The organism is Roseibacillus ishigakijimensis (assembly GCF_016595415.1).
In the GTDB taxonomy this organism is placed as follows: Bacteria; Verrucomicrobiota; Verrucomicrobiia; order Verrucomicrobiales; family Akkermansiaceae; genus Roseibacillus; species Roseibacillus ishigakijimensis.
On the sequence record NZ_JAENIO010000002.1, the window covers coordinates 130623 to 156688 of the forward strand.

21 protein-coding genes are annotated in these 26066 nt (G+C 59.1%); 8 read left to right on the forward strand and 13 right to left on the reverse strand.

What is annotated here, in order from left to right:
* The first annotated feature begins 5 nt into the window (after window positions 1–5).
* Complete coding sequence (locus JIN78_RS01280) at window positions 6–1451, forward strand: DUF1501 domain-containing protein (RefSeq protein WP_234037704.1); 1446 nt, start codon at window positions 6–8, stop codon at window positions 1449–1451.
* Between the two features lie 10 nt (window positions 1452–1461).
* Here JIN78_RS01280 and JIN78_RS01285 read toward each other — a convergent pair whose 3' ends face one another.
* The 5 genes from JIN78_RS01285 to JIN78_RS01305 all read right to left on the reverse strand — a co-directional run bounded on the left by JIN78_RS01285 (window position 1462) and on the right by JIN78_RS01305 (window position 6931).
* Window positions 1462–2889 (reverse strand): SGNH/GDSL hydrolase family protein, encoded by a 1428-nt coding sequence (locus JIN78_RS01285; protein ID WP_200390110.1) that lies wholly within the window; start codon window positions 2887–2889, stop codon window positions 1462–1464.
* A gap of 118 nt (window positions 2890–3007) precedes the next feature.
* Window positions 3008–3958: an endonuclease/exonuclease/phosphatase family protein gene (locus JIN78_RS01290; RefSeq protein WP_200390111.1), complete on the reverse strand. Its 951-nt coding sequence runs from the start codon at window positions 3956–3958 to the stop codon at window positions 3008–3010.
* Between the two features lie 12 nt (window positions 3959–3970).
* The gene (locus JIN78_RS01295; RefSeq protein WP_200390112.1) at window positions 3971–5065 is read right to left on the reverse strand and encodes an LptF/LptG family permease; all 1095 of its coding nucleotides are present in this window, start codon (window positions 5063–5065) and stop codon (window positions 3971–3973) included.
* 11 nt (window positions 5066–5076) lie between these two features.
* Complete coding sequence (gene miaA, locus JIN78_RS01300; RefSeq protein WP_200390113.1) at window positions 5077–5982, reverse strand: tRNA (adenosine(37)-N6)-dimethylallyltransferase MiaA; 906 nt, start codon at window positions 5980–5982, stop codon at window positions 5077–5079.
* A 58-nt stretch (window positions 5983–6040) separates the two neighbouring features.
* Complete coding sequence (locus JIN78_RS01305) at window positions 6041–6931, reverse strand: tyrosine recombinase XerC (protein WP_200390114.1); 891 nt, start codon at window positions 6929–6931, stop codon at window positions 6041–6043.
* 192 nt (window positions 6932–7123) lie between these two features.
* Between JIN78_RS01305 and JIN78_RS01310 the strand changes: the two genes are divergently transcribed.
* The 3 genes from JIN78_RS01310 (at window position 7124) to JIN78_RS01320 (ending at window position 11097) form a co-directional block, all read left to right on the forward strand.
* On the forward strand, window positions 7124–7741 hold the full coding sequence (locus JIN78_RS01310) for an outer membrane beta-barrel protein (RefSeq protein ID WP_200390115.1): 618 nt from the start codon (window positions 7124–7126) through the stop codon (window positions 7739–7741).
* A 375-nt stretch (window positions 7742–8116) separates the two neighbouring features.
* Window positions 8117–9562, forward strand: a complete 1446-nt coding sequence (locus JIN78_RS01315) for a MiaB/RimO family radical SAM methylthiotransferase (protein ID WP_200390116.1) — start codon at window positions 8117–8119, stop codon at window positions 9560–9562.
* A 146-nt stretch (window positions 9563–9708) separates the two neighbouring features.
* Window positions 9709–11097 carry a sulfatase family protein gene (locus JIN78_RS01320; protein WP_200390117.1) on the forward strand — a complete coding sequence of 463 codons (1389 nt, stop codon included), beginning with the start codon at window positions 9709–9711 and terminating at the stop codon, window positions 11095–11097.
* Between the two features lie 34 nt (window positions 11098–11131).
* Here the strand turns inward: JIN78_RS01320 and JIN78_RS01325 are convergent, their stop codons facing one another.
* Window positions 11132–12208, reverse strand: coding sequence for a Ca2+-dependent phosphoinositide-specific phospholipase C (locus JIN78_RS01325; RefSeq protein ID WP_200390118.1), 1077 nt, complete (start codon window positions 12206–12208; stop codon window positions 11132–11134).
* Window positions 12209–12426: 218 nt separating this feature from the next.
* On the opposite strand from JIN78_RS01325, the gene JIN78_RS01330 reads away from it, so the two are divergent.
* Window positions 12427–13146, forward strand: coding sequence for an outer membrane lipoprotein-sorting protein (locus JIN78_RS01330; protein ID WP_200390119.1), 720 nt, complete (start codon window positions 12427–12429; stop codon window positions 13144–13146).
* Between the two features lie 3 nt (window positions 13147–13149).
* Here JIN78_RS01330 and JIN78_RS01335 read toward each other — a convergent pair whose 3' ends face one another.
* Window positions 13150–14292, reverse strand: a complete 1143-nt coding sequence (locus tag JIN78_RS01335; RefSeq protein WP_200390120.1) for a vitamin K epoxide reductase family protein — start codon at window positions 14290–14292, stop codon at window positions 13150–13152.
* A 169-nt stretch (window positions 14293–14461) separates the two neighbouring features.
* On the opposite strand from JIN78_RS01335, the gene asnS reads away from it, so the two are divergent.
* Window positions 14462–15826: an asparagine--tRNA ligase gene (asnS, locus tag JIN78_RS01340; RefSeq protein ID WP_200390121.1), complete on the forward strand. Its 1365-nt coding sequence runs from the start codon at window positions 14462–14464 to the stop codon at window positions 15824–15826.
* Between the two features lie 6 nt (window positions 15827–15832).
* Here the strand turns inward: asnS and JIN78_RS01345 are convergent, their stop codons facing one another.
* From JIN78_RS01345 to JIN78_RS01355, 3 genes are all read right to left on the reverse strand, one after another.
* Entirely contained in the window at window positions 15833–17278 is a 1446-nt protein-coding gene (locus JIN78_RS01345) for a DUF1501 domain-containing protein (protein WP_200390122.1), read from the reverse strand.
* Window positions 17279–17305: 27 nt separating this feature from the next.
* Complete coding sequence (locus JIN78_RS01350; protein ID WP_200390123.1) at window positions 17306–20404, reverse strand: DUF1800 family protein; 3099 nt, start codon at window positions 20402–20404, stop codon at window positions 17306–17308.
* A gap of 72 nt (window positions 20405–20476) precedes the next feature.
* Window positions 20477–21568: a nucleoid-associated protein gene (locus JIN78_RS01355; RefSeq protein WP_200390124.1), complete on the reverse strand. Its 1092-nt coding sequence runs from the start codon at window positions 21566–21568 to the stop codon at window positions 20477–20479.
* Window positions 21569–21703: 135 nt separating this feature from the next.
* On the opposite strand from JIN78_RS01355, the gene JIN78_RS01360 reads away from it, so the two are divergent.
* Window positions 21704–22711: an NHL repeat-containing protein gene (locus tag JIN78_RS01360; protein WP_200390125.1), complete on the forward strand. Its 1008-nt coding sequence runs from the start codon at window positions 21704–21706 to the stop codon at window positions 22709–22711.
* Between the two features lie 14 nt (window positions 22712–22725).
* Window positions 22726–23790 carry a magnesium/cobalt transporter CorA gene (corA, locus tag JIN78_RS01365; protein ID WP_200390126.1) on the forward strand — a complete coding sequence of 355 codons (1065 nt, stop codon included), beginning with the start codon at window positions 22726–22728 and terminating at the stop codon, window positions 23788–23790.
* A 3-nt stretch (window positions 23791–23793) separates the two neighbouring features.
* On the opposite strand, the gene JIN78_RS01370 is transcribed toward corA, so the two are convergent.
* From JIN78_RS01370 to JIN78_RS01380, 3 genes are all read right to left on the reverse strand, one after another.
* Entirely contained in the window at window positions 23794–24225 is a 432-nt protein-coding gene (locus tag JIN78_RS01370) for a thiol-disulfide oxidoreductase DCC family protein (RefSeq protein WP_200390127.1), read from the reverse strand.
* Window positions 24226–24248: 23 nt separating this feature from the next.
* Window positions 24249–24635: a hypothetical protein gene (locus tag JIN78_RS01375; protein ID WP_200390128.1), complete on the reverse strand. Its 387-nt coding sequence runs from the start codon at window positions 24633–24635 to the stop codon at window positions 24249–24251.
* Between the two features lie 159 nt (window positions 24636–24794).
* A complete protein-coding gene (locus JIN78_RS01380; RefSeq protein WP_200390129.1) occupies window positions 24795–26066 on the reverse strand; it encodes a Gfo/Idh/MocA family oxidoreductase in 1272 nt (423 codons plus the stop codon).

The following is a 26066-nucleotide window of genomic DNA, read 5'->3' on the forward strand; positions in this document are numbered from 1 at the left end:
CACCTATGAAAGCTCTTTTTCCCGAACAGGATTTCCTCAATCGCCGCCAATTTCTCAACACCACTGGCATGGGGCTGGGGGCGGCGGCCATGGGCTCCTTGCTCTCCCAGGTCCAGGCGGCCGGGGGAAAGGCCGGCGATGGCCCCCACCGGACCCCCAAGGCCAAGCGCGTCATCTTCCTTTTCATGGCGGGTGCACCCAGCCAAATGGATCTTTTTGACTACAAACCCGAGCTGGCCGCACGCTTCAAGGAGCCCTTGCCTCCAAGTGTGACCAATGGCCAGCGGGTGACGGCAATGACCAAGGGCAAAGCCCAGCTCATCGCGCCGTCCATGTTCAAGTTCCACCGCCACGGGAAAAACGGAACTTACTTGAGCGAACTCTTGCCCCATCATGGTTCTATCATCGATGACATCTGCCTGATCAAATCGACCCAGACCGATGCCATCAATCACGACCCCGGAAAGACTCTCTTTTGCACCGGCAACGAGATTCCGGGCAAAGCCAGTCTGGGTGCCTGGTTGAGCTACGGGCTGGGTCGCATGAACGAAAATTTGCCTGATTTTGTGGTGCTGAATTCCGCTTTCTGGACGGGAGGCACCAGCAATGTGCAAGCTCTCTACAGCCGCTTGTGGGGTTCGGGTTTCCTGCCCTCCAAGCATCAGGGAGTGGCCTTTCAGCCTTCCGGGGATCCCGTGCTCTTCTTGTCCAATCCCGCCGGGGTGACCCGCAAGGTGCGCCATCAGATGCTCGATTTTGTCACCGAGATGAATGAGAGCCACCTCGCCCAAGTCGGTGATCCGGAGATTCAAACCACCATCGCGCAGCAGGAAATGGCCTTCCGCATGCAGATGTCGGTGCCCGAATTGGCAGACTTGTCCGATGAGCCCAACCACGTTCTCGACCTCTACGGTCCCGAGGTTCACAAAAGCGGCTCCTTCGCGCGCAATTGCCTTTTGGCCCGGCGGATGGCTGAGCGGGATGTGCGCTGCATCCAGCTCTTTCACCGCGGCTGGGACCACCACGTGCGTTTGCCCAAGCAGATTCGAGGTCAAGCCTACGACGTCGACCAAGCCTGCGCGGGTCTCATTCAGGATCTCAAGCAGCGTGGGTTGTTAGAGGACACCCTCGTCGTCTTTGGGGGCGAGTTCGGTCGCACCACCTACTGCCAGGGCGAGTTGGCCCACGACAATTATGGCCGCGATCACCACCCGCGTTGTTTCTCCACCTGGATGGCGGGCGCAGGGGTCAAAGGTGGCCTCGTCCACGGCGAAACCGACGAATTCTGCTACAACGTGGTCAAGGACGGAGTCCATGTGCGCGATTTCAATGCCACCATCCTCGACCGCCTTGGGCTCGACCACAACAAGTTGACGTTCCCTTTCCAAGGACTGGACCAGAAACTCACCGGGGTCAATCCCGCCCGGGTGGTGCGCGAGATTCTGTCCTGAAGACGGCTTTTTACTCCTGCGGCCGCGCTTCCAGGCGCAGAAAGCCACGAGTCCTTTCGAGGGGGAGACGAGCTCGGAAGAGTCCGTCGCTACCCTCGGCCGGCAAGGTGACAAAATCGCTGAAGCCTGTGGCCAGGTCGGCGGTGGATTGAGGCATCAGAGTGACATGGCTGGAAGCGGGGTAGCGCAGCGGGTAGGCGATTTCGAGAAAGGAGTTCCCCTCCACTTCGACCTGAGTAGAAGTGATTTTTTCTGAGTCAGAGAGTTGAGGGTTGAGGCCCAAGGCAAATTCGAGCCCCGCCGTCAAACCGTCGCCATCGCTGTCATCGTCCTGTGAGAGTTCGGGTAGAGAGTAACTGATGGCCCATGTCGGGAAGTCCATATCGACAGCCGACGGATCGCGTCGCAGTAGGGTGGTGAGCGCTTCTTCTGCTCCCAAGGGTCGCAGGGCGGTGCCGTATTTCTCGTTGAAGGCGCCGACGATTTCGTTAGCAATGAGAATTTGCGCCGAGGTGTTGGGATGAAAATTCATCGAAAAAGGACCATCCAACCAGACAAAATTCAAATCGCCCTCCGCCGAGCCCGCATTGGCAAATGGCACCCCGTAGACGGAAAGGGCCTGCTCCCCGAGTAGGGGGAGGGTGGCAGAAAAAATATCGGCATAGCCAATCCCTCGCGACTGGGCGAGCTCCGCCAGTTGCCGGTTGAGTTCGCCGAAAAACGCCGTCGCCCGACCGGTCTTCACTTCATCAGTGGGGTGGGCTTCTTTGATGAGCGGCGTGATGCCCACATGGGGCAGATTCACCAGCACAATGGGCAAATCCGGATTGAGTTCTTGCACCCGGTCAAGAATCGCAGCGGAATCAGCCAGATAATCGCTGATAAAATCGGCAGGAGGATTTCCCTCGTAGACGAGATGGTAGATGGAGTCCGCATCATTGCCACCAATGAAAAAGACCAGGCGACCCTCTGAGTTCGCAATTTGCTGCTCCATTTCGGTGAGCTCGAATTCGAAGTCAGTCGTTGCGAGGATGTCGGCAAAAGCCGCGAAATCCTCATCCTCCGCAATGAGTTCCAGCAAGGTCGCTTCATTATCCAAGAATCGTCTCAATTGGTTGATTTTCAGACCAGGGACGGCCCAGTTGTGATCCTGGCGAAAGTAGAGATCGTAGGAGAAAAAGCTGAAGTCAGCAGTCAAAGTTTGCCGGGCTCCCAGGTCAAAATCAGGCGACCGTTCCTGATGAAGAATCTCGGCCCAATTTTTCACTTCTTCGGGGTCAAAGCCATCGCCATAGGTCTCACCGAAAGGAATGGAAATCTGGAACCCGAATTCCGCCTCATAAGCAAAAGTTAGTGAGTCTCCCAGCGTGATCAGCTCGGTCTGCGCGCTGTTTGGGAGCGATGTGGCCAGTAGAAAGGCGGCAGCGAAGGCTTTCATCACTCCACCCTAGCTTCTCCGCCTCGAAGCGCAATCTCCCTCTCTCTTGAGATTGGAGCAAGGAAAACCTATCGCGACAAAATCTTCTCCCTAGTTGAATGGCTCTGGTTGGGATGAGTTAGTCGAGCCATTGGATATCGGCGATGAGAGGGCTGTGGTCGGAACCGCATTTGGGGCCAATGCGGTAATTGCGGATGAGCCAGTGGTCGCTGGCGAGAATATGGTCGATGGGGATGCCCAGCAGGGGGTGCCAGCGTCGCCAGGTGGCAGAGTAGCCCCGGCCGGCGGCCCCTTGGCGAAGGTCCCGGGTCAGGGGGGCGAAGGCGGGAGAGAAGGGGGTGCAATTGAAGTCTCCTGCGAGAATGAGAGGATTACTGGCGTCGGTGAGGTGGAGCAGGCTGCGAAGGGTGGCGTTGCGTCTGCGGGCATTGGCTGCACTGGATGGAGGGGCAGGGTGGGCTCCGGCGAAGGTGAAGGTGCGGGCGGGATCGTCGGGCCAGGCCAAGGTGGCTATGACAAAGGGGCTGCCGACCTCGGGGCTGATGTGGACTTTTGACTTGGTGATGGGGATCTTTGAAAGAAGGAGAAAGCCGAAGTTGCCGTGGCGAGTCTGGGGCACGGAATGCGGGTAGCCTCGGGCGAGGTCGGCGAGGGCGTTGCTCCATTGGAAGTCGATTTCCTGTAGGAAGATGAGGTCGGGGTCTTCGCGGATGATGAGGGCGTGCACTTCGTCATAGCGCTCGTTGGAGGAAAGGACGTTGAAGGCGAGGAGGCGAAATCCCGGGCCGTGGGCGGGGCGGCGGTCGCGGGCCCCAGGCCAGTAATGGGGGGCGAGGGCGAAGAGATGGGGCAGCAGGGCGAGAACGAGGAGGGCGGCCCTTTTTTGGAAGCGAAGATGGAGCAGGATGATGAGGAGAAGGAGGTAGCCCAGCGCGTAGGGCAGGCGGAAGTGAGTGAGGATTTCCAGTTGCCAGTGGAAGGCGCCCAACAGGGTGGCGAGGGTGAGAAGCAGGGCACCCAGAAGGGCGAGATTGGGCAAAGCCGGGACGAGTGGGGCGGGATGTTTCACATTGGCCGGGGGCTACAAGCGGCTTGCCTTGCGTAAAAGGACAAAGCCGATGCTGAGGCAAAGGAAGTTGGGGAGCCACATCATGAGGGAGCAGAGGACGGGGTAGTCCTCGAAGTTCTCCGCAGTGATGAGGAGGACGAAGTAGATGAGAGCGACGATGAGGGCGGTGACGAGGCCTGAAACGGTTTCACGACGCCGGGAGGTGATGCCGAGGGGGATGCCGATGAAGGCGAAGGCCACGCAGGCAAAAGAGAGAGCGTGGCGTTTTTGCAGTTCGGTGGAAATGCGGTTGAAGTCTCGTTGGGAGGGGGAGTCGGCCAGTTGGCGAAAGAGCTTGAAATTGGTGCGGTAGCTGGGCTTGTCGGGGATGCGTTGGGCCGGGAAGGCAAGGGGCCAAGGCTCGGCGGTGGAGGCGGTGATGAATTTGCTGCCACCTCCTTCTTCTACCGGAACGATCTCCTCGATGAAGGCGTCTTGGAACGAGAGGATAAAACTGTCGATCTTCTTGTCGATCTCAAGGTCTACCGAGGTGGCGTAAACGTAGGTTTCGGGCTTGGCATTGCGTTCCTGACCCGAAAGCTGGTAGAGGTGGAAGCCCTTGAGAGTGTCCCCTTCCTTTTCGGTCACAAAAGCTTGAAAACCGGGCAACTTGGTCTCAGAGCGTGCCGCCAGAAGGGAAAGGGGGTCGTTTTTCAGCGTCTCGTCAATCAGTTCCCGGGAGTGGAATTTGGCCAAGGGAGAGGCCAGCCCGGAGAGAAACCAGCAAAGAAGGCTGAAGAAGAAGGCGAGAACAAAGATGGGGCGGGTGAGACGAACGAGGCTGACCCCGGAGGTGCGGAAGCCGACGAGCTCATTCTGGCTGGAGAGTCGGCCAATGACGAGGAGCACGGTGGTAAGAAAGCCGACCGGGAGAGCGAACATCAGCGGGTAGGGCAGGCTGTAGAGAAGGAATTTCGCCACCAGAGCAGGGGGGGCCTGGAACTTGACGAGGAGTTCGCGAATCTCCTGGAAAAGAATCCCCATGATCAAGATTACGCAGAGCAGGATGACGCCCATGAGAGTGCCGGTGAAGACCTGGCGGCCGAGGTAGCGGTCGGAGATGCGCACGGGGAAGGGTCCTACTTTGGTTCTTGAAAATCAAATCCGAAAAGTGCGGCCTCTGTCTGCTGCGAGAGCTCGTTGCGCTGGCAGGGGGTCAGCCAGCCTTCCTTGCGGAACCAGGTGCGCTGCCGTTTGGCGTATTGCCGGGTGGCAATGGTGATCCGCTCTCCCGTTTCGGCGAGTGAGTTTTTCCCGTGTAAATAGTCCTTGATTTCCTTAACGCCAATTGCTTTGGAGGATGTCGTTGCGTTGGAAGGGAGGGCGGCCACTTCTTCAATGGCTCCCCCAGCCAACATCAGTTCGCTTCGTTGGGCGATGCGTTGGGCGAGTTCTTCGCGAGGCCAGTCGAGATAGATTCCGCGCAAGCCGGGGGGCGGGGGCTGTTTCCAGTCGCGGCGCAATTGGGAGACGGGTTTGCCGGTGAGGAGGCAGAGTTCCAAGGAGCGGGTAACGTAGCGCCGGTTTTGTCGGTTGATAGAGGCGGCTTCGGCGGGGTCGAGCTCCGTCAATTCGCGGAGAAGGTCCTCCAGCGGACGCTGGTCAAGGGTTTGGCGAAGCGCGGGGTCGCCGGGGGGCACGGGTGAGGGGCCGTGGGTGAGAAACTTGAGGTAGAGTCCGGAGCCACCGACAACGAGGGGAATGCTGCCCCGCTCTTGAATAGCGGCAATCACAGGTCGGGCCATCTCCCGGTAGCGGTGGGCATCGAGGCTGGCGGAAAGGTCGAGTTGGGAAAAGAGGTGGTGGGGGACCTCCCTTTGCTCGGCTGCGGTGGGGCTGGCCGCAAGGGTCTCCAAGCCACGGTAGAGTTGGTAGGCATCGGCATTGACGATCTCGCCATTCCATTTCTTGGCCAGGGCGATGGCGAGGCCGGTTTTCCCGGAAGCCGTTGGTCCGCAGAGGTAAATCGGGTCAAGAGATGGCATTTGGAAGGAAAGGATGGTCGGGTGAGGGCGGTGGCAGGGGAAGGGCGCACTCCGTCAGTCAGGCCCGAGGGTGGTGAGTGCGATGAGTCTGCTGGAGATGTTTCTGGTCGAGGTGGGTGTATATCTGGGTGGTGGAGATATCGGCGTGGCCCAGGAGCTCTTGGATGACCCGCAAGTCGGCCCCGCCCTCCAGCAAGTGAGTGGCAAAGGAGTGGCGCAGCAGGTGCGGGTAGATATTTTGAGGGAGATTGGCCTCGCGGGCCCGCTGCTTGACGATTTGCCGCACCCGGTCGGGGGAAAGGGGGCCGCCGCGCACGGAGAGAAAGAGGTGGGAGGAGGTCTTCCCGCTCTTCACCAGGTTTGGGCGCTCGTCGCGCAGGTAGTGCGCAATGGCCTGGAGCGCCCGCCCCCCGATGGGCACCAGACGGGTCTTGCTGCCCTTCCCGGTCACGCGTAACAAGCCCTCCTCGTCGTCAAAATGCTCCATGCGCACCCCGCAGAGTTCGGAGAGACGCAGGCCCGAAGAGTAGAAGAGCTCGAGCATGGCCAAGTCGCGTTTGCCTAGAGGGCGGTCGGGATTGATCCCGGTCAAGAGCGTCTCCAAATGGGTGCTGGAAAGAGTCTCGGGCAAGCGCGCCGGTTCCTTGGGGGTGAAAATCGGTTCAGCCGGATCTTGATCCAGACCCTGGCGGGTGACGAGGAAGCGAAAAAAAATTTTCAAGTGCACCACCAGGATTCGTTGTGAAGAGGCCGAGAGGCCTTCTTGGCGCCTATGAGTGAGAAAATTGGTTAAATCTGTGGTGTCTAGCTCTCCGGGATATTTTTTTCCCGTTGTTTCCCCCCATCGGGCAAGGCTTTCCAAAGATTGGCGGACTGAGAGTTGGTAGGCCGGAGAGAGGCCCCGCTCAGTGGCGAGGAAAAGAAGAAACTGGTCGATGGCAGGTAACATGACGGGAATAGCGAAGGATCGAATTCGTGAGAATTAGTCAAGAAAAGTTTGATTTTAGTTTATCGATAATTTATAAAAATTTCCGTGGCCAATTGCCCCATTTTGTGACTCTGTCTCCGCGACGGCCCCTTAGGCAGTTCTTTGTGGAGACTCTGCCCAAGGGGCGTTGAACTCATCCCAAGAAAAAATAAAATGAAAAAATACGCAACACTCCTCGTCGCGGGAACAATCGCGACCACTGCGGCTGCCTATGCCGGTAGCGTGGTGAACGACGGCGTCGGTCTCCAGCAGACTGGCGGAAATTCCGGCTTCATGAACGTGGCCAACGATTCCCTTCCCATGCTTTCCGCAGGCACGCAGGAACTTGGAGTAGGTGGCAGCCTCGACCTGGAAGACGGCGTGGCTTGGGACCTTAACCTCACCTACGGTTGGTTCCTGCGCGACAACTGGGAGGTTGGTTTCTCCATCGATTGGGCCGGTGAAGATGGTGACATCCTTCGCGACAGCCGTTTCGGTCTTTTCACCGAATACAACTTTGCCACTGGCACCAAGTGGGTTCCCTACATCGGCGCGGGTGTTTCCTACGCGGCTTCCGGCGATAAGTTCGACTCCGTGAATAACCAGGAAATCGGTGGCGAGGACGGCTTCGCCTTCTCCGGTGAGCTGGGCGTGAAGTATTTCTTCCGTTCCCACATGGCCGTTTACGGCGGTGTGAACTTCTCCTGGTCTCCCGACGATGTCTTCGGCGTGGCTGACGAAATCAGCGACAACCTGACTCAGATCGAGATCGGGATGCGCTTCTACTTCTAAGCCGGAGCGAAGCTTCTGATTTTCTAGAGAAGAGCGGGGGAGAAATCCTCCGCTCTTTTTGCGCTTGGGGAAAAGGAACCGCGAAAACGCGGAGACGCGAAGGTTTTTTTGGACCAGAAGGGATGGGACTTGAGGTGGTTTTGTCCTTTTTGACGCAGAAAGGGCACAGAGGACTGTCTTTTTGAGAAAGGGCTTCTTTGACCGGACTTTGTGGCTTTGCGGTTCATTTCAAATCTCAAAGCCCCGGTCTCCGCGATTCCTCCCCGCCCTTTGCGACTCGGCGGTTCAGTGAAGACCCTGACCCCTCCTTCGCAATCGGCTTGCTTCCGGTATTGAATTTTCTCCAAAAGCCGCTAAACCCTCGCCTCCCGCCCCATGCCGAAAGTATTTATCAAGACCTACGGATGCCAGATGAACGAACGCGACTCCGAGCAAGTGGCTCGCGAGTTCGTGGACGGTGGCTACACCTTGACCAAGGACGAGGCTGATGCTGACGCCATCCTCGTCAACACCTGCTCGGTGCGTGATCAAGCTGAGCAAAAGGCTCTGGGCAAGATGGGCATGATGGGCAAGCACCGCGAGGAGCGCTCGCATGTGGTCTATGGCTTCATGGGCTGCATGGCGCAGAGCCGGGGCGCGGAGCTCTTCGACCGCATTCCCCACCTCGACGTGGTGGTGGGCACCCAGAAGTATCACCGCGTCTTCCACCATGTGGACGGGATTTTGCGCAGCCGCCTGGTCGACCGCATGGACGAGGTGGGAGGCGAGATGGTCACCACCCGCGTGGAGGACGAGGTCTCCATCCGTCCCCTCGGGGGCAATGGCAAGCCCAAGCCGCTCTCGGCAGGACTGGTGGATATCGAGGAAGAAGAGGGGAGCCAGAATACCATCCGGGACCACATTCCTTCCCAGAAAAAGGGGGCCAGCTCTTTTGTCAGCATTATGCAGGGCTGCAACATGCGCTGCTCCTTCTGCATCGTGCCCGATACCCGGGGCCGCGAACGCGGGCGGCCCATCCGGCAGATTGTCGATGAGGTCAAGCAGCTCCGTGACCAGGGAGTGAAGGAGGTGACCCTGCTCGGCCAGATCGTGAATCTCTATGGGCGCACCGAGTTTGAGAAAGTGGACGGCAAATCGCCCTTCGTGCAGCTCCTGGAAGCCGTGCACGAGGTGGATGGCATCGAGCGCATCCGCTTCACCAGTCCGCATCCCATCGGCTATCGCGATGATCTGGTGGCGGCCTTTACCTATTTGCCCAAGCTTTGCTCCCACATTCACTTCCCCATGCAGAGTGGCAGCGACCGCATTCTCAAGGCCATGCGCCGCCCTTACAAGAACGAGAAATTCATTGCCATTTGCGAAAAAATGAAGGCCGCACGGCCTGACATGGCCATCACCACCGACATCATCGTGGGCTTCCCGGGCGAAACGGAAGAGGATTTCTTGGCCACGGTCGATTGTGTGAAGCACATTGGCTTCGATAACAGCTTCATTTTCCGTTACTCCAAGCGCAAGGATACTCCTGCCGCCGAGATGGAGGGGCAACTCTCCGAGAAGGTCAAGGAAGAGCGCAACCAGGAGCTGCTGCGCATCCAAGGTGAGATCACCAAGGCCAAGAACGCGGCCCTCATCGGCACCCGGCAGCAAGTGCTTTGTGAAGGAGCGAGCAAGACCAACAAGCAACGCCTCAGCGGGCGCACCGTGCATAATAAGATCGTCATCTTTGACGGCGATGTTGACCGCATGGAAGGGGAAATCTTCGATGTTCTCGTCGAGGATTCCACTGGCTACACCCTCTACGGGCGGCCGGACTTGGGCTGAGGCGGTGATCCCGGACGAAGCCATCGGGACCTTTTCGCCAGAGGGGCAGCTAGTCACGGGAGATTTCTTTCGCCGGGGGCGGAGAATATTGTCACCCTGTTAAAATTTTGACAAAAGTGACAAGCAGGAGGCGTTTCCTGTCCTTCATGAAACTGATTTCTCTTTCCCTTGGTTTGGCCGGGGTTCTGTGTGCTGAGAAGCCCAACATCGTGCTGATTTATTGTGATGACCTCGGCTACGGGGACTTGAGCTGTCAGGGCGCGGAGGGCTGGGAGACCCCGCGTATCGATCAATTGGCAAAGGAGGGGATTCGCTTCACCGATTTTCATGTCTCGCAAGCGGTGTGTTCGGCTTCGCGGGCGTCTTTGCTCACGGGCTGCTATGCCAATCGCATTGGCTTTGCGGGGGCGCTGGGGCCCAATGCCAATCAGGGCCTTCACCCAGAGGAGGTGACCTTGGGGGAAATCTGCCAGCAGGCAGGCTATGCCACCGCTGCTTATGGCAAGTGGCATCTGGGACATCACCGCGAATTTCTCCCTGTTCACCATGGCTTTGATGATTACCTGGGCTACCCCTACTCCAACGACATGTGGCCTAGTGGTCCGGTGGAGAAAGGAAAAAACTACCCCAAGCTGCCCTTGATCGAAGATGACGAGGTGCTCTTCCGGGTGGAGGACCAGACCTACATGACGAAGTGGATCACGGAGCGTTCGGTGCGCTTTATCGAGGAGAATCGGGAGCAGCCCTTTTTCCTCTATCTGGCTCATCCCCAGCCGCACGTGCCGCTCTATGTTTCACCCGAGCGGGCGGGGAGTTCGGCTCAAGGGCTCTACGGGGATGTCATTCAGGAGATTGACTGGTCCACGGGGCAGATTTTGGACAAGTTGGCGGAGCTGGATTTGGCGGAGAATACCTGGGTCATTTTTACCAGCGACAATGGTCCTTGGATGACCTACGGGAATCATGGTGGCGGGGTGGGACCTTTGCGCGGCAGCAAAGGGACCAGTTGGGAGGGCGGGGTGCGCGTGCCCTGTGTGATGCGTTGGCCGGCCCGGTTGGCCCCCGGTCAGGTGCGGGACGAGACCTGGATGACCATTGATCTGCTTCCCACGGTGGCGGGCTTGTTGGGAGTGCCTCTCCCGGAGCGAAAAATCGATGGCGTCGATGCCTGGCCCATGCTCTCGGGCGAAAAAGAAGGTCCAGTGCAGGACGCTTACTTTTTTTACTACGGAAAGAACAATCTGGAGGCGATGCGAATGGGGCCGTGGAAGCTGATTTTTCCCCACAAGTGGCGGGAAGAGCGCAAGAATCCGGGGCAGGATGGCCGTCGTGGGAAATACCATTGGCCGCAGGTGGGATTGGAGCTTTACCATCTGGGCGAGGACGTGGGGGAATCACGCAATGTGATTGCGGAGCACCCGGAGGTCCTGGCCAAGATGCAGGCTCTCGCGGAAGAGATGCGGGCTGACTTGGGTGATGATTTGCAAAAGCGGCCGGGCCCGGGGAGACGGTCGGCGGGGACACTGGGACGTTGAAAATTGAAAATCTCCGAGTCTTGAAACCCGGGATTCAGCGGGTTTCCTCGCGCCCTTTGGGGGGCTGGGGGCGGAAGTAGTGGCATTCCCGAGAGCCGCCGGGCAGAGTGACCGCGTAGTCGGAAAAGGCGGGATTGGCGGTGGGGAAGTCGGTGCTGATGTATTGGGCTCCACTGGCAAAGGCCCGCTCGCGGCGGGTGGTGTCGTTGGCCCGGGCTTCGCGGGTGCCGGCATCGGCGCGGGTGCGAATGAGGAAGCCCTTTTGAGAACGCGCTTTGATGAGAGCGAATTCGTTGATGGGGTCGTTCATCTTGAACCAGGCGGCAGCCGGATGCCGTTCGTCCGGACAGGAGGGAAAGAGCAACCGTCCCTTTACGGTCTCATCCGGGGCGAGGTAATGGGTGAGGACCTGGTTGGTATTGTCGAGGGCGAGCATGATCTTGCCCTGCGCCTGGGCCAGGGAGGGCCAACCGTCACTGAGCACGGCGGCGCGTAGGGTTTCGTGCTGGCCCCGGACATCGTCGGGAGTCAGCAGGTGCTCCCGGGGAATGATGGCGAGGATTTCTTCTTCCAAGGCGGCCAAAGCCTCCGGTTGCCAATCCTCGCTGGAGCCCTTGAGCTCGAGAAGCACGAAGAGGGGAAAGTGGTCAGGCTGGGTGCGGGACCAGTCGCGCACTTCGCTGAGTGCCTGTTGCAAGGTCAGCACGGTGGTGCGGAAGTCAACGTGGGGAAAGTGAAGAATCTTGGTGCCGGGCTTTTCCAGAAGTCCCTCGGGGTCGGACTGGGGCTGGAAAGGGATTTTGAGAAACTCCGCGAGTTCCTGGGCGGCCGGACGGGCATAGCGGCCTCCTTCCGGATCCGCGAAGCAGTCGAGTTCAATTTGGCGAATGCCAGCCGCGAATTGGTCCCGCAGGGGGGGGTGACTGTATTCCAGGCTTTCCACCTGCGCTTCGCTCTTGAGGGCTATGAGTTTGCGCTCGGCTTCGTGAGGAGCCAGGTGGTAGGAGTTGTGGGTGCCGATGACCTGAAAGTGGTTGATGGGAGTTTGGCGGAGAGAGGTTTCTGCCAACAGGGACTGGGCGAGAACAAGAAGGGTAAGAAGGAATTTCACGAGCAACTGGGATGAATTGAAGGCTGAGGTGGAGAAAGGAGCTAACCGTTCCCGGCAAACCTTGGCAAGAGCGGGCCAGAGGCGGCCAGGTGACAAAATCGTGACGCGAAGAGTCAGGAAGGCCAATTTGCGAGACAGGCTCGCCTGAGTTTGTCGCTTTCCTCCCTGAATAACCAGTTGCCAGCCGCGTCTTATGGCCGAACACTTCTCTCCACGATATGAAAACAACCCTCCTCACCACCGTTTTGTTCCTGCTCAGTATGCTGGGATTGCAGGCTCAATTGCCTGCGGCCGATGATATTCTGCGCACGGCCCGCTACGTGGCCACCCTGCAAGACACCAGTCTGCGCGGCACCTTGCAGAAGAATGGCCGGCCCGGCGAAGTGCCCATCGCACTTTTTCTTCACGAGAACGAAGGGGTTGAGTTCCAAGTCTATGACAACAAGGTTTGGAACAAATTCCAGCTGAAGCTGGCGGACAACGAGTATGATCTCTTCGAGGGGGTCGGGAACAAGATCAGGCGCTTTGACAAAAAGAAAATCACCGCTCCTGTGATGGGGACAGATTTGACTTATGAAGACCTCGCGATGTCGTTTCTTTACTGGCCCAACGGAGAGACCTTGGGAGAGGAAAACCTGGGAGTCGGGCGTGATGCCTGGAAGGTCCGCCTCGTCAATCCCAAGGCGGTGGGGCGCTACAAGACCGTCGATGTCTGGGTTCACAAAAAGTCGGGAGCTCTCATGCAAATCAATGGCTATCGCGCTGATGGCAAGTGCATCAAGGTCTTCAAAGTGACGGAGATCATGCGGGTCGGGGGCGGCGAATACTCCATCAAGACCATGAAAGTGCAGTCCTACGGCGAGGACGGGCGCACCACTGGGATCACCTCTCTGGAGTTCGAGAAGCCCAAGGCTACCGCTCCCACTGGATTGCGCTAGTTTTTACAAGCCCAACTGCTTGGCTATCGTGGCCACAAAGGCCTCCGTTGATTTACTGAGCCCATGCATCACGGAGGCTCCGTCGATGACGAGCTTGGGCATGCGGGCAGTGCGGGCGGTCATACGCCGGTAATCTTCGGTGTGGGCCTGGATGCGTTGGTCGGCCCAATCGTCTTGCAGTCCTTCGGCCAGGGCTTCCCGGGGGAGATACTCCTTGAGCTTGGCCCGCGCCTGGGTCGGGGTGGGTGATTGGAAGAGAAATTCGTGAAAAGCCGGGAAATCGTCCGGGGCGTATTTCCAGGCGATGAGGGCCAGCTTGGCGAGCTCGCAGGCTCCCTCGTGATCCATCATTTGCGGGCTCAGATACTTGTTGCAAGCACGGTTGAGCGGGGTGGGGAGAACGACGACGGTCACTTGACCGGGGTAGGTGGCTTGCAGCTGGGCCAGATCCTTGTGCATGTCGCGACAGGAGCCGCAGGTGTAGTCAAAGTATTTCACCAGCAGGTGGGGGGCGTCCTGAGGGCCAAAGTGGGGAAGTTCTTTCAGCGGCAACCGGTCCTGCCGGTCGGGGAAGCCAATCAAGCGCTCACCAGCTTTCCGTTCGCTGGCGGGTGTCACGCCCGGGGCCTTTTGGTCGGTGGGGCTGGAGGTGAGGAGGTGGGTATCCGGAGTGGGCCCCACGAGTTGGCCAAGGACCAGGCAGAGAATCCCTCCGGTGGCGAGAGCGAGGGAAGGTGAGGCCGGTGAGCGTTCCGTGCGGCTGCGCAAGAGGGCGATTCCGGTCGCCACTCCGGTGATGTGGGTCGCCAGACACCAGGGGCAAAAGGTTTTTAGCAAGAGGAGTTGCAAGCCCATGAACCACGCGGCTGCGGCGAAGAGAAGGTAAGCGGCAGCCTGGATAAGAACGGGATGGGGGCGGAAGGTGAGGGCGAAAATGCCACCGTAGCACGCGAGGGCGAGGGCGCTGACGGGGAGGTGAAACACTTGGGACCAGCGTGAGCCGAGGACGTTGGCGCAACCACTCCCGTCTCCGCAGCCCGCGATGGAGCTGATCTGTCCGGTCGCTTTCAAGATGACGAGATAAGCGCTGATCGCCATGCCCAACCCGGCCAAGAGTCGCACCCACAAAATTCCCTTTTCCTTCATTGCGGATAGCAAAGGGCTTTCCCCGCAGAGGGGCAATCTCATTTTGCTCGCTGCGACGAACCCTTTCCGGAGGCGGACCGGCAGCGCCTTCAGCTCCAATCCGCCGTTGGCTCGATCCCGGTGGTGATGAGACTTGAGTTTTTCCGTCGCTTACGTGAATAGTTGCGCCATGAAACGAGAACTGATTCGGAACGTCCTGGCGAGTGATGCTGAGCGCAGCGGGGTCGAGGTGGCTGGTTGGGTGCGCACCCGCCGCGATGCCAAGGGATTTTCATTTCTGGAAATCAATGATGGCTCTTGCCTGGGCAGCTTGCAGGTGGTGGCCGATGAGGGTATTCCCGGCTGGGAGGATTTGAAGCGGCTGACCACGGGGGCATCCCTGACCCTGGTGGGTGATTTGGTGACTTCGCCAGCCAAGGGGCAACAGTGGGAAATGCGGGCTACCGCGCTCAAGCTGCTGGGAGAAGCTCCCGAGGACTACCCCTTGCAGAAGAAGCGGCACTCTGCCGAGTTCATGCGCGAAATCGCGCACCTGCGTCCCCGGGCGAATCTCTACGGCGCGATTTTTCGAGTGCGCAGTCGGCTCACCCAGGCGGTGCATCGCTTCTTTGCCGAGCGGGATTTTGTCAATGTGCACACTCCCATCATCACCGCCAGCGATTGTGAGGGCGCGGGGGAGATGTTTCGGGTCACGACCCACGATCCCTTGGCCGGAGGCGGTAAGCCGGAGGAGGACTTCTTTGAAAAGGCGGCCTATCTGACCGTGAGCGGGCAACTGGAAGGAGAGACCTTCGCCTGTGCGCTGTCGAATATTTACACATTTGGACCCACCTTTCGGGCGGAGAACTCGCACACCTCGCGCCATGCCGCGGAGTTCTGGATGATTGAGCCCGAGGTCGCCTTTTGCGATTTGGCGGGAGACATGGATTTGGCAGAAGAGTTTGTTCGTGAGATGGTCCGGGAGGTGGTGGAAGGGATGCCGGAAGACTTCGCCCTCTTTGCCAAATTTGTCGACAAGGGCCTGGCCGGACGTCTGCAGCAGGTTCTTAATAAACCCTTTGTGCGTGTCAGCTACACTGAGGCGGTCGAGATTCTCCAGAAAAGCGGCGAGAAATTTTCCTATCCCGTAGCCTGGGGGGAAAATCTTCAGAGTGAGCACGAGCGTTATCTCACTGAAAAGCATTTCCAGGCGCCGGTGACCGTTTACAACTACCCTTCGCGGATCAAGCCCTTCTACATGAGGCAAAATGATGATGGTGAGACCGTGGCGGCGATGGATTTGCTGGTGCCGGGGATTGGGGAATTGATCGGGGGCAGCCAGCGGGAAGAGCGCTATGAGCGCTTGAAGGCGGCCATGGACGAAGAGGGTTTGAGTGAGGGGTATAATTGGTATCTGGATTTGCGCAAATACGGTAGCGTGCCCCATGCGGGCTTCGGCCTGGGCTTCGAGCGACTGGTCATGTTCGTCACCGGGGTGGGCAATATTCGCGACGTCATTCCCTTCCCACGCACTCCGGGAAATTGTGAGTTCTAGCGGGCGCTAGGCGAGGAAACCGAGAGGGCCGCCATCGGCGAAATTGGGGAGATTGGGGAGGACGGCGGGCATATCCGCGCTGGAGACGCCGAACCAAGTGGCCATTTCGCCGAAAAATTGGTCGATGGAAGTGGAGGGGAGCATGCGCCCGCCCAGACCGATATCGTCCGCGCCCCCAAGGGTGAGGTCGGGGAAGTGGCCGTGGACTTTGCCCGCTTGCACGGGGGCCCCCCAGACCAGCTGATTTCCTCCCCAGGCGTGGTCGGTGCCGCGGCCATTGGAGCGCAAGGTGCGCCCGAAGTCCGAGGCCGTGTAGCTGATGACGTTCTCGGCCACCCCGAGGTGTTCCAGAGCCAGCTGATAGGCTGCCAGGGCGGGGGAGAGTTCGGCCAACATCCCGGCCTGAGTGTTGAGCAGTTCGCCGTGGTGATCCCAGCCCCCCCGCTGCACAAAAATCGTGTTTCGCCGCAGGCCGAGGGCTTCCCGGGCTTTGATGGTCTTGGCTGCGGCGAGAAGGTTGCGTCCTATTCCGCTGGCAGTGAGAGGGTTGATGACTTCTTCGGGAATGCCGGAGATGTCGATGGCATCGTAAACGCCCTTGAAGGCTTGCTGGGCCTCGAAGGAGGTTTCCATGTGGGAGGCGAAAGAATCTTGCAGGAGGTTGTTGTAGGTAGCGCTGAGCAGGCTCTCCAAGGCTCGGTTCTTTCGTCCGGAGGTGCTCTGCAGGCTCGGCTGGTTTCCACTGGGTAAGAGTGCGCCCTCCGGGGTGATGGCGAACTGTTGGGTCGCTTTGCCGATTTGAAAAACGTTGTTACCGGCGAGGGAGATGGACATCGAAGTCGCTCCGCTGTTGTATTGCGAGTGCAGTAGATCGGCCATGCGTCCAGCCCAGCCGGTGAGTTCGGCCGCTCCCTGGGGAAGAGAGGTTTGCCATTGGTTGATCTGGTCGATGTGGGAGAAAAGGGACTTGGGAAGAGGCACCGAACCCTCGCGGTAATCACGTAGGGTGGTGGGTTGAATCAAGGTCCCCAGATTGGCTACGAAGGCGAGGCGGCGGCCGTGGCTGGAGAAAGCTCCCGTGCCATTGAACATTTCCGCCAGTTCCGGGCAGGAGGGATGGAGCCCGTAGAGGTGGCCGTCATTTCCGGAGATTTGATTGAGGGGGAGGAGGGCGTCCGCCCCGCCCGCGTTGTGGCCGAGGGCCATGTTGCTACGGGATTGGGCGTAGGCTTGGTAGCCGTCATCCCGGCGCACGAGGAGATTGTAGGAATCGCAGCCGCCCGCGAGGAGGAGGCAGACCAGGGTTTTGCAATCGTTCCCGGCTCCCAGGCTGGCGGCGGCGGCCTGATTGGCGAGCTTGAGATTGAGAATGCTGCTCAGGGTGGAGACACAGCCGATGGTGGCACAGGAGGCTTCTCCAAGAAATTGGCGGCGGGTTTTGACGGGTTTCATGGCGAGAAAGGGCGGGGGCAAGGAGAGTTATTTGAGGCAGGAGCCCTCCGGAGAATTGAGGGTGAGGAAGAGAGCGAGGCGGGCCCGGTTTTCCAAATTGGGCTCCGAAGCCAGCACCTCGCTGATGGTGGCCCGGGATTCCGCGCTCAGTGTGCCACCACAAACCAGGAGGGACAGTCGATCGAGCAGAGCGGGGATATCCGGCGCCAAGGCGGTGAAGGGGGCGAGGTCGGGAGGAAAGGTCTTGTCGGCGTAGAAGCGGTCGCCATTGGGGTGCTCCACCCCTTCCTGACAAATTTTCCAAAGATAGTTGGGGAACGAGACCGAGGAGTAGGAATTGACGATGCCCAGCGCGGGGGAATCGAGCTGCCTTTCCGCCAGGGGACCAAAAAGGCGGAAATCCGGACGATAGAAATTGAAAACGGAGGGGGCTCGCATGGGTTCCTGCAAGCTTTGGTCGGCGTAGTAGCCCCAGTCCCACCAAAGAATGTCGCGGTGGCGGTCAAGTTGCAGTAAGCGCATAAGGTGGACCGTGCGCACGGTGGGTTCGCGGAACTGCCCGAAATGCGCGGTGGCCAGGTGTTGCAGGGGATCGCGCGCCTCGGGGTCCAGCAGGAGGGCCCGCACCACGGCTGCGAGATTGCCGGTCGTGCCCGTGCCGTCGTCGGAGAAGACCGCCGCCACCCGGGCTACATAGGCCGGGGAGGGATTGGAGGTGACGAGGAATTGAATCAACTGGCGCGAGACGAAGGGAGCGCAGTTGGGGTGATGCACCAGGTGGTGGACGAGGTCCTGGACATCTTGCCGGGCGTTCTCGTCCGTAGCGGCCCGGGCGGGGATGGTCTGGTAGTGGCGTTCTCCCGCCGGGGAAAGACCAAAAGGCACTTGTTTGGGGGTGAAGTCATGATGGGAGGCAAAGATTTTCATGGGAGTGGTCATCCACTGATCGTTGCTGTCGCCATCGTCGCGCCAGCCGCCTCCGAAGTTGTTGGCGGCGTAGTTCACTCCGGTGAAGACCTTGGCCACTTCGGTGATTTCGTAGTTGCCGTAGGTGGCAATGGGTTCGCCATTGGCGTCCAGGCGCCGGGTGCCATCGGGATGGAGTTCCCAAAGGCCGATGGAAAAGAGCTGCATGATCTCGCGGGCGTAATTCTCATCGGGATAGCGCCCGATGGCGGGATCGGCTTTCTGATTGCCGAGGTGGCTGAGGTAATGGCCCATGTAGGGGCTGAGCGAAATGGTGAGGAGAAGGTCTTCGTAGTTGCCGAAGGCTCCCTTCACCAAATGATCGTAGTAGTGGGCGGTGGCGCGCCCCTGGTTGGCGAGTCCGGTGCCATCGCGGGAGGCGACGAGAATCTGGGAAAGGGCAAAGGCGACGCGCTGGCGAAGTTGGTCGGGCCCCTGCAATGTGGCGCGCAACCAGGCCGTCATGAAGTTGGTGCCACTGATGAAGGGGGAACCGCCGCCCCCTCCGTTCACATAGTAGCCGGCCAGCTTGTCATCGCTTTGTCCGGACGCGAGGTCGGCCTTGATGGCGTCGAGATAAGGTTGGGTCAAGCTGGGAGGCTGGGCGAGTTGCTCGGACAGCCAGACGTCCGCCCCCATTGCCGCGACCCGTTGCACTTCGCTGAGGGAGGCGGGGCCAAAGGTGCCTTGGAGCAACAAGCGCGCGGCCTGCGCTTCGGTGAGAGCTTTGCCTTCTTCGGGGCGGCGGTAGATTTCGTTCAAGGCCGCCAAGTCTCCACTCAAGGTGACATCCGGGCTGCCGTCACCATCGGTGTCATAGGATTTCGGGCCGCCAGCGGATTGGTTTCCCTGGTTTTGGAAAGAAAAGCCCAGGGCCGGTTCCATCCAGTCGGGAAGGCCATCGCCATCGTCGTCCTTGGCCAGAGTGGAGACTCGGAAAAATTGCCTCGGTTCGTTATCGGTGATTGCCAGCTGCCAGAGGCCTTCCTCCCGGATGGCTTGGCCAGGATAGTCCTGCCAGTCTCCATTTGCGCCAAGATCGAGGGAACTTTCCACCGCGCTCGTCCTTTGAAAGAGATCGGGCCAGGAAAGGAGGAGGCTGGAAGGGGCGGAGGAGAGGGAGGCTGAGAAAAGGCTGGCGTCATCCAGCGGATCGGTGCCGGCCAGTGCTTCTTGTGCATTTGTGTAGCCGTCGCCGTCGCTGTCGGCCTCGGGGGAAAGAGTGAAGGAGCCCGCGAGGGCTTCCCAGAGATCGGGCAGGCCATTGCCATCCTGATCGTCGGTGGCGGGATGGAGGGTGAGGCCGTGGGGAGGAAGCGCGTTGCTGACGACTTCTCCGGGGGTGGAAAAGCGGAAGTTATCCAGCGAGAGATTGCTCACGCCCCCCGCGGCGAGCACGTGAAAGTCATTGGATTCCACCCAGGGCACTGCGATGCCAGCGTGGAGGGTTTGTTCACCATCCCAAGCGAAGGTGGTGCGGCGCGCGGTGGTGATGGCATAGATGACTTCGCCCGCGCTGTTGCGCACGCGGCCGGTGCTGTCCCATTGATTGCCCGAGTGGTGTTTGAGGATGAGCTCGAGGGTGGCCCAATCACTGCTCGCGGTTTCCCCCGGATTGGGGAGGCTGCCGGGCAGGCCCAGCACATGCTGGGGTTCCCACCCCGTCGCTTTCCAACTGGCTTCTTCCGCCCCGTCGCCGATGCCATTGCTACCAAAGCGAGTGCCCTCACCGCGCCGGAGGAGGTTGAAGGCTACAGTGTTGTTATTGCTATTGACCTCCCACCACTCCGAGCCGGTGGAGAGGAAAACACCGAAAAGGGCGTGGTTGGCTTCGCTCGGTGGCACATGGGTGATGCTCAGTTGAAAGTCCACCGAGACAGTGAACTCCCTGGCCGTCAGCGCAGTGGCATGGACCACACGGTAGCTGCTACGGAGGGTTCCGGTTTCTCCTGCGATCCCCCGGGAGCCCTGGCGGCCCGCGCCGTTTGCTACCGTGAAGAGTTGGTGCTGGTCACCATTGCCGCCCTGATTGAAAGATTCGCTCCAGGGAGGGTTGGGGAGAGCTCCTGGGGCCGTGGAATCGAAAGAGTCGCTCACTTCTCCGCTGAAGGCGGGAAGGAAAAGAGCCGGAGAGAGGAGGAAGGGGAGCAATGAGCGCATAACCATGCCAGCCGATTTGGCCAGCAAGGTCATGTGCCCGGGGATGGGGGCTGTGCAAGATTTTGCCGAAGGTCAGCTCTGTTCCTTGTGGAAGTAGACCTTGATGTAGCTCATCTTCCGCTCTTCATCATAGCCTTTCTCCAACACCTTGCCGGGCTCGGCGACCACTTTGGGCTTGAGGCGGATTTCGACCCCAGTGTCGAGCTTCATCACCGATTTCATGAGCTTTTTCGCCTTGGAAGCATCTTTCACCGAGATATCGAAACCGTCATCGAAGGTGACGCCGCTTTCCTCCTCCAGTTGTTTGCGTTTTTCTTTGAAAGCGGCTTTGGCCTCCGGAGTGCGCAGGGCCTGTTCCTCGAACTCGGCCATGCTGAAGTGGTTTTTGTTATCGAAATAGGCAAGTGCTTCTTTGGCCGCCGCATTCACCTCCCAAGGGGGGGTATCGTCCTCGCTTTGTTCATCGCGTGGGGTGGCGGCGGAGCTCTCTGCCACTGCTGAGACCGCCATTTCCGCCACTTTCTTGGACAAAAGGGCATTGTCCGGGATGGCGATGACGCCGAGGAAGTCCTTGACCCAGAAACGGCTCTCCGAGCTGCCGCGGTCGAAGGTCAGAACGTAGAAGCCCTTGCGCGAAAAGTGGTTCACGATGAGGCAGCCCTTATCGATTTTCTCGGGATTGATGCCGTGTTCAGTGCTGAGCTGGAGGTCGCCATCGCGGGCGGAGATGCTGAGGAAGGGAGTGACGCTCTCGGACTTGAGGATGCAGAGCGCGTCCACGGTTTCCTCCCCCACCTGCACGCCCGTGATGTGGGAGATGCAGAGGTCGCCAGATTTGATATTGGGGTGGGTGGATTTGCTGTGCAGGCGGGTGGCAATTTGGCAGCCCTTGTCGAGCAGGGTTTGGGGGTCTTCGAAGATGGCGGCCGCGCAGTTGTTGATCTCGTGATCCTCGAGGGAATTGTGGTGGTGGAATTTTTGCCCGATGAGGGAGAAGCTGCGGAAGGGGCGCAGGAAAATGTTGGTCAGGGTGGGCTGATCGTCTTCCTCGACTTCGAAAAGTTGCTTGGAGGTTTGGAGGGGTTCATCGCGGGAGGGATTACCCACTTTGGCGAGAACGAGTCCGGCGATGGCCGCATTGGCGAAGTCGAGTTTGATAGTCACGGCCCGTCCATAGAGTGAAGGGAGGGAGGGGGGCAATCGATTTTGTCAGCCTCTTGGCAAAAGGGGGCAAGGGACGGATTTCTTTGGCATTGACGCAAGCTTGCTTTCCCAGTGACGTAGGGGGGCACGCAAACCATGAAGAAAACGATTTTTGCCGCAATGATGGCCAGCACGATGATTGGCCAAGCTCATGAAGGTCACGAGCATCCTCCCGCTGGAAAAGTAGTCACCAGTGTGCAGGAGACCGGGAACGGTCAGTTCCGCTTCGCCACGGTGCCGGGCTTTGCCGCCATGCCCGACGGAGCCAATGTGGGCCCGACCCATGGCGGTATCGCGGTTGATGGCGAGGGTTTTGTCTACGTCAGCACCGAGGCCGATCACGGGGTGGTCAAGTTCGACCAAGACGGAAAATTTGTCACCAGCTTCGGTCCTGAGACCAAGGCCCTGCACTCCCTCGCCACCGTGGGAGAAGGGGAGCAGGAGGCCCTCATCGGAGCGGCCGTCTCTGCCGAAAAAGTGCTCAAGCTGGACCGCGAAGGCCAGATTCTCCTGACCATTCCTAATGAGAACACCGGCGAGATCCCGGGCGGATTCAAGGGGGTGACTGCGGTGACGGTTGGCCCCGAAGGACACTTCTACGTCGCCTGTGGCTATGGCTCGAACCTCATTCACAAGTTCGATGCCAGCGGCAAAATCCTCAAAACCGCAGGGGGGCGCGGAGCCGAGGACGGCAAGTTCACCACATGCCACGGCATCTCCCTCGATACCCGGGGTGAGGCTCCACTCCTGCTGGTCTGCGACCGCGAAAACCGTCGTCTCGTGCACCTTGATCTCGAATTGAACTTCAAGGGAGTGCACGCCACCCATCTGCGCCGCCCTTGTGCGGTTTCCATCTGGGGGGAACATGTTGCGGTGGCTGAATTGGAGGGTCGCGTGACCATTCTGGGCAAACATGGCCAGCCGCTTGCCTTCCTGGGTGATCAGCCCGACAAGAATCTCTGGGCCAAGAAACCCATCCCGGCAGAGCAACTCTACGATGGTCTCTTCACCTCTCCCCACGGTCTCAGCTGGGACAACGAGGGTAATATCATCGTGCAGGATTGGAACGCCATCGGTCGCGTGACCAAGCTGGAGCGACTCTAACCCCCGCGTTCTCCGTGTATCTCAAGCACCTCCTCACCCAGTCCACCTTCGAGAGCATCCTCAATGAGCAGGAGCTGGTGGAGGGCCGGGCGGCTGAGGCGAGCGGGGTGCTGACTTGCTACAATCGGCAGGAAATTTCGCGCTTACCCATCACGGGGGTGCGGGATTTGCCGGAGGAGAACAGCGCAGCGGGCATCACCTGGTTCCACTGGAATGGCCTGGGTGATGCCACTCAAATGGCTCGCCTCTTTTCCCACTTCGGCATCCATCCGCTGACCGGGGAGGATATTCTCAATGTGGAGAGCCGCACCAAAATCGATGAAGTTTCCGACAGTTTTTTCATCGTGCTCAAGGTGCCCGTGGCCATGGATGAGGATGGCGAGATCGAGGCCGTGCACTTTTGCCTCCTCTATGAGGAAAATCTTGTCCTCACTTTCTCTGAGATTCCTCTCAAGTTTCTCACCGATTTGGAACGACGCCTCGATCAGCCAAAACGGAAAATTCGCAGTCTCGGGGCGGACTATCTGGTGTGGGCCATCCTGGATTTGATTTCGGATCACAATCTGCGCTTCGTCGATCACTTGGGCGACAAGGTCGAGAATCTCGAGGACCGCATCATTGCCGATGAGGGGGATTCGGTGGCCATGGCGGATATCCATGGGGTCAAAAGTGAAGTTTCCCAGGCCTATCGGCTCATTCGTCCCTCCCGGGAAGTGGCCCTCCAAATCTGCAATTCCGACTCCGCCTTGTTGCGGGAGAGTTCCCATCGCTACTTCCGCGACCTGCACGATCATGCCGTGCAGGCCGTGGAGCAGGCCGATCATTTGCGGGACACCGCAGCCAGTTTGCGGGATCTCTATTACACTCTGATGAGCCATCGCATGAATGGGGTGATGAAGGTTCTCACCTCTCTCTCGGCGGTTTTCCTGCCGCTGACTTTTCTGGCGGGGATTTACGGGATGAACTTTGCCCATATGCCGGAGCTGAGCTGGCCCTGGGCTTATCCGGTTTTCCTCCTCTTCCTCCTCACTCTCGCGATGGTCCTCTGTCTCTACTTCAAGCGCAAAGGCTGGCTATAGACTCTACTCCGGCCGGGGGCAGGAATCGGTGCAGGTGGAGGGGGCTCTTTGCAGTTTATGGCGCAACTCCTCATTTTCCAATTGAAGCAGGTGGGCCAGGCGGAAGCGCTTTTCTGACAAAAGTTGGCAGGCCCGGCTGGCCATGGGAAGCAGAAGAGGAGAAGCGAGGCGCCGGGCCAACGAGCGATAGCGGGGGAGCACCCAGAGACAAGTGAGCCAAGCCGGGGGACCCTGCCACCAACGGCCATCCTCGCTGAGCACCACCAGATCCTTGCCGGCGTCGAGGTCTTTGAGAAAAGGAAATCGCTTCTCCGTCGCGGGACTCTGATAGGGCAGGAAGTGGAGGGAGACGATGCTATCCTGCCTCTCGAGCCAGCGGCGAAAGCTTCGGCAGAGCCCGCACTCGGAATCGGTGAAGATGAAGAGTGTGTTCATTGTTAGTTTCCTGGAGTTAGGCCTTAGAGGTGTCCCTGAGGAGGCAGAGGGGGTGCGAACTCATCGCTGATCCGCTTCTTCCGGGTGCGCGTGAAGAGAAAGATGTTGAAGAAATGCATCGCCCCAAGAACGAGGAGCACGATGCCCAATTTGCCCGCGAGGGCTTCAAAGACGTCGCGGGCATTGAGGACCGCCTGGTTGAGCTTGAGGTAGAGGGCCACGAAGCCGATGTTGACAAGATAAAACCCGACCACGAGGAGATGATTGACACTGTCTGCCATCTCTTCGTCCTCGTGAAAACATTTCACAAGAAAGACGCGTCCGTTTTTATGCAAAGTGCGCGCCACCCAGATGGTGAGGGGAATCGCGATACAAAGATAGAGGCTGTAGGTCAAAATGAGTGGATTCATCAGATGATTTTGGTTTCCGGTTTGTGGTCGATTCCTCCTGTTCATTTTTGTCAGTCAGTTTCGATGTTTCAGTATTTACTGAAAAACCAAGACCTGGGCAAGATCATTTTTTTCCTTCTCTCCTTTTGTCAACGGGGGAGGGAAATAATCCAGCGGCCCCTACCGCCAGGCGCGGTCGGGCTGGTGGATGAGGGCGTTGGCTTTCTCGTTGTTGGTGATAGCCAGAGCTTCCGGATCAAAGACGAGATTGCTATTGGTGCGGTGGGCGATTTTGCCAAGGTTCACCAAGGTGCAGGAGTGGAAGCCGTTGATTTCGTTGAGAGCGAATTTTTTCTTTTCGCGGATGGCTTGATGGAAATCCGTGAGTTGCGCTGGTGGCTCGGGGAGTTGTTCGACCTTCTCTTGGAAGCCAGTGATATCAGATTGGAACCCTTTGAATATTTTACCTTCCGGTCCTTCGATGAAGGCCGCTTTCTGATCCTTGTTTTCGCCATCTAGGACGATCTCGCAGCCATCGGCATATTTGTAGGTGATGCGGCGCCAGGTTCCCACTGCGTCGTCGTCCTGGGGGTCGGCATCAATCTCGACCGAGACGGGCAGTTCTTCGTCTTTGCCCAAAATGTATTGCACGGGGTCGAGATAGTGTTGGCCCATGTCGCCCAGGCCGCCGCCATCGTAATCCCAATATCCACGGAAAGTGCCGTGGGTGCGGTGGGGGTGGTAGGGCTTGTAGGGAGCGGGTCCGAGCCAGAAATCGTAGTCAAAATGGGCGGGCACTTTTTCTTCCGTGAGGTCGGTGCGGCCCACCCAGTTGAATTTCCAGTTGAATCCGGTGACGCCACTGAGGGTGACCTTGTAGGGGCCGGCACCGAGGAGTCCGCCCGCTACCGCGCGCCGGATTTGGCGGGCCGGGATTCCCATTCCATAAAAATCGTCGCGAAAGCGGAACCAGGTATTGAGGCGGAAGGCGGTGCCTGCCTTCGCGATGGCTTCTTTCATGGCGAGCCCTTCGCCGATGGTGCGCGACATGGGTTTTTCCCCCCAGACGGCTTTCCCTGCTTTCGCTGCGGCGATGGCCATCTCGGCATGCCAATGGGGAGGGGTGGCCACGTGGATGATGTCGATGTCTTTCCGGGCGATGATTTCACGAAAGTCCTGGTAGGCCTTCACCTCTTTGTTGCCGCTTTCCTTCACCTGATTGAGCCGGGAAGCGAGGCGGTGACGGTCGACATCGCAGAGGGCGAGCAATTTGCCGGGCATCTGGAGATGAGAAGCGCTGATGCCGCCGCAGCCGATGATGGCGCGGGTGAGCTGGTTGCTGGGCGCGGTGGCCGAGGCGAGCAGGCGGCTGGGAGTGAAGGTCACTGTCGCCATCGCGGCGAGACCTTTGAGAGCTTGGCGGCGAGAGAGGGTGGTGGATGAGTTGGTCAT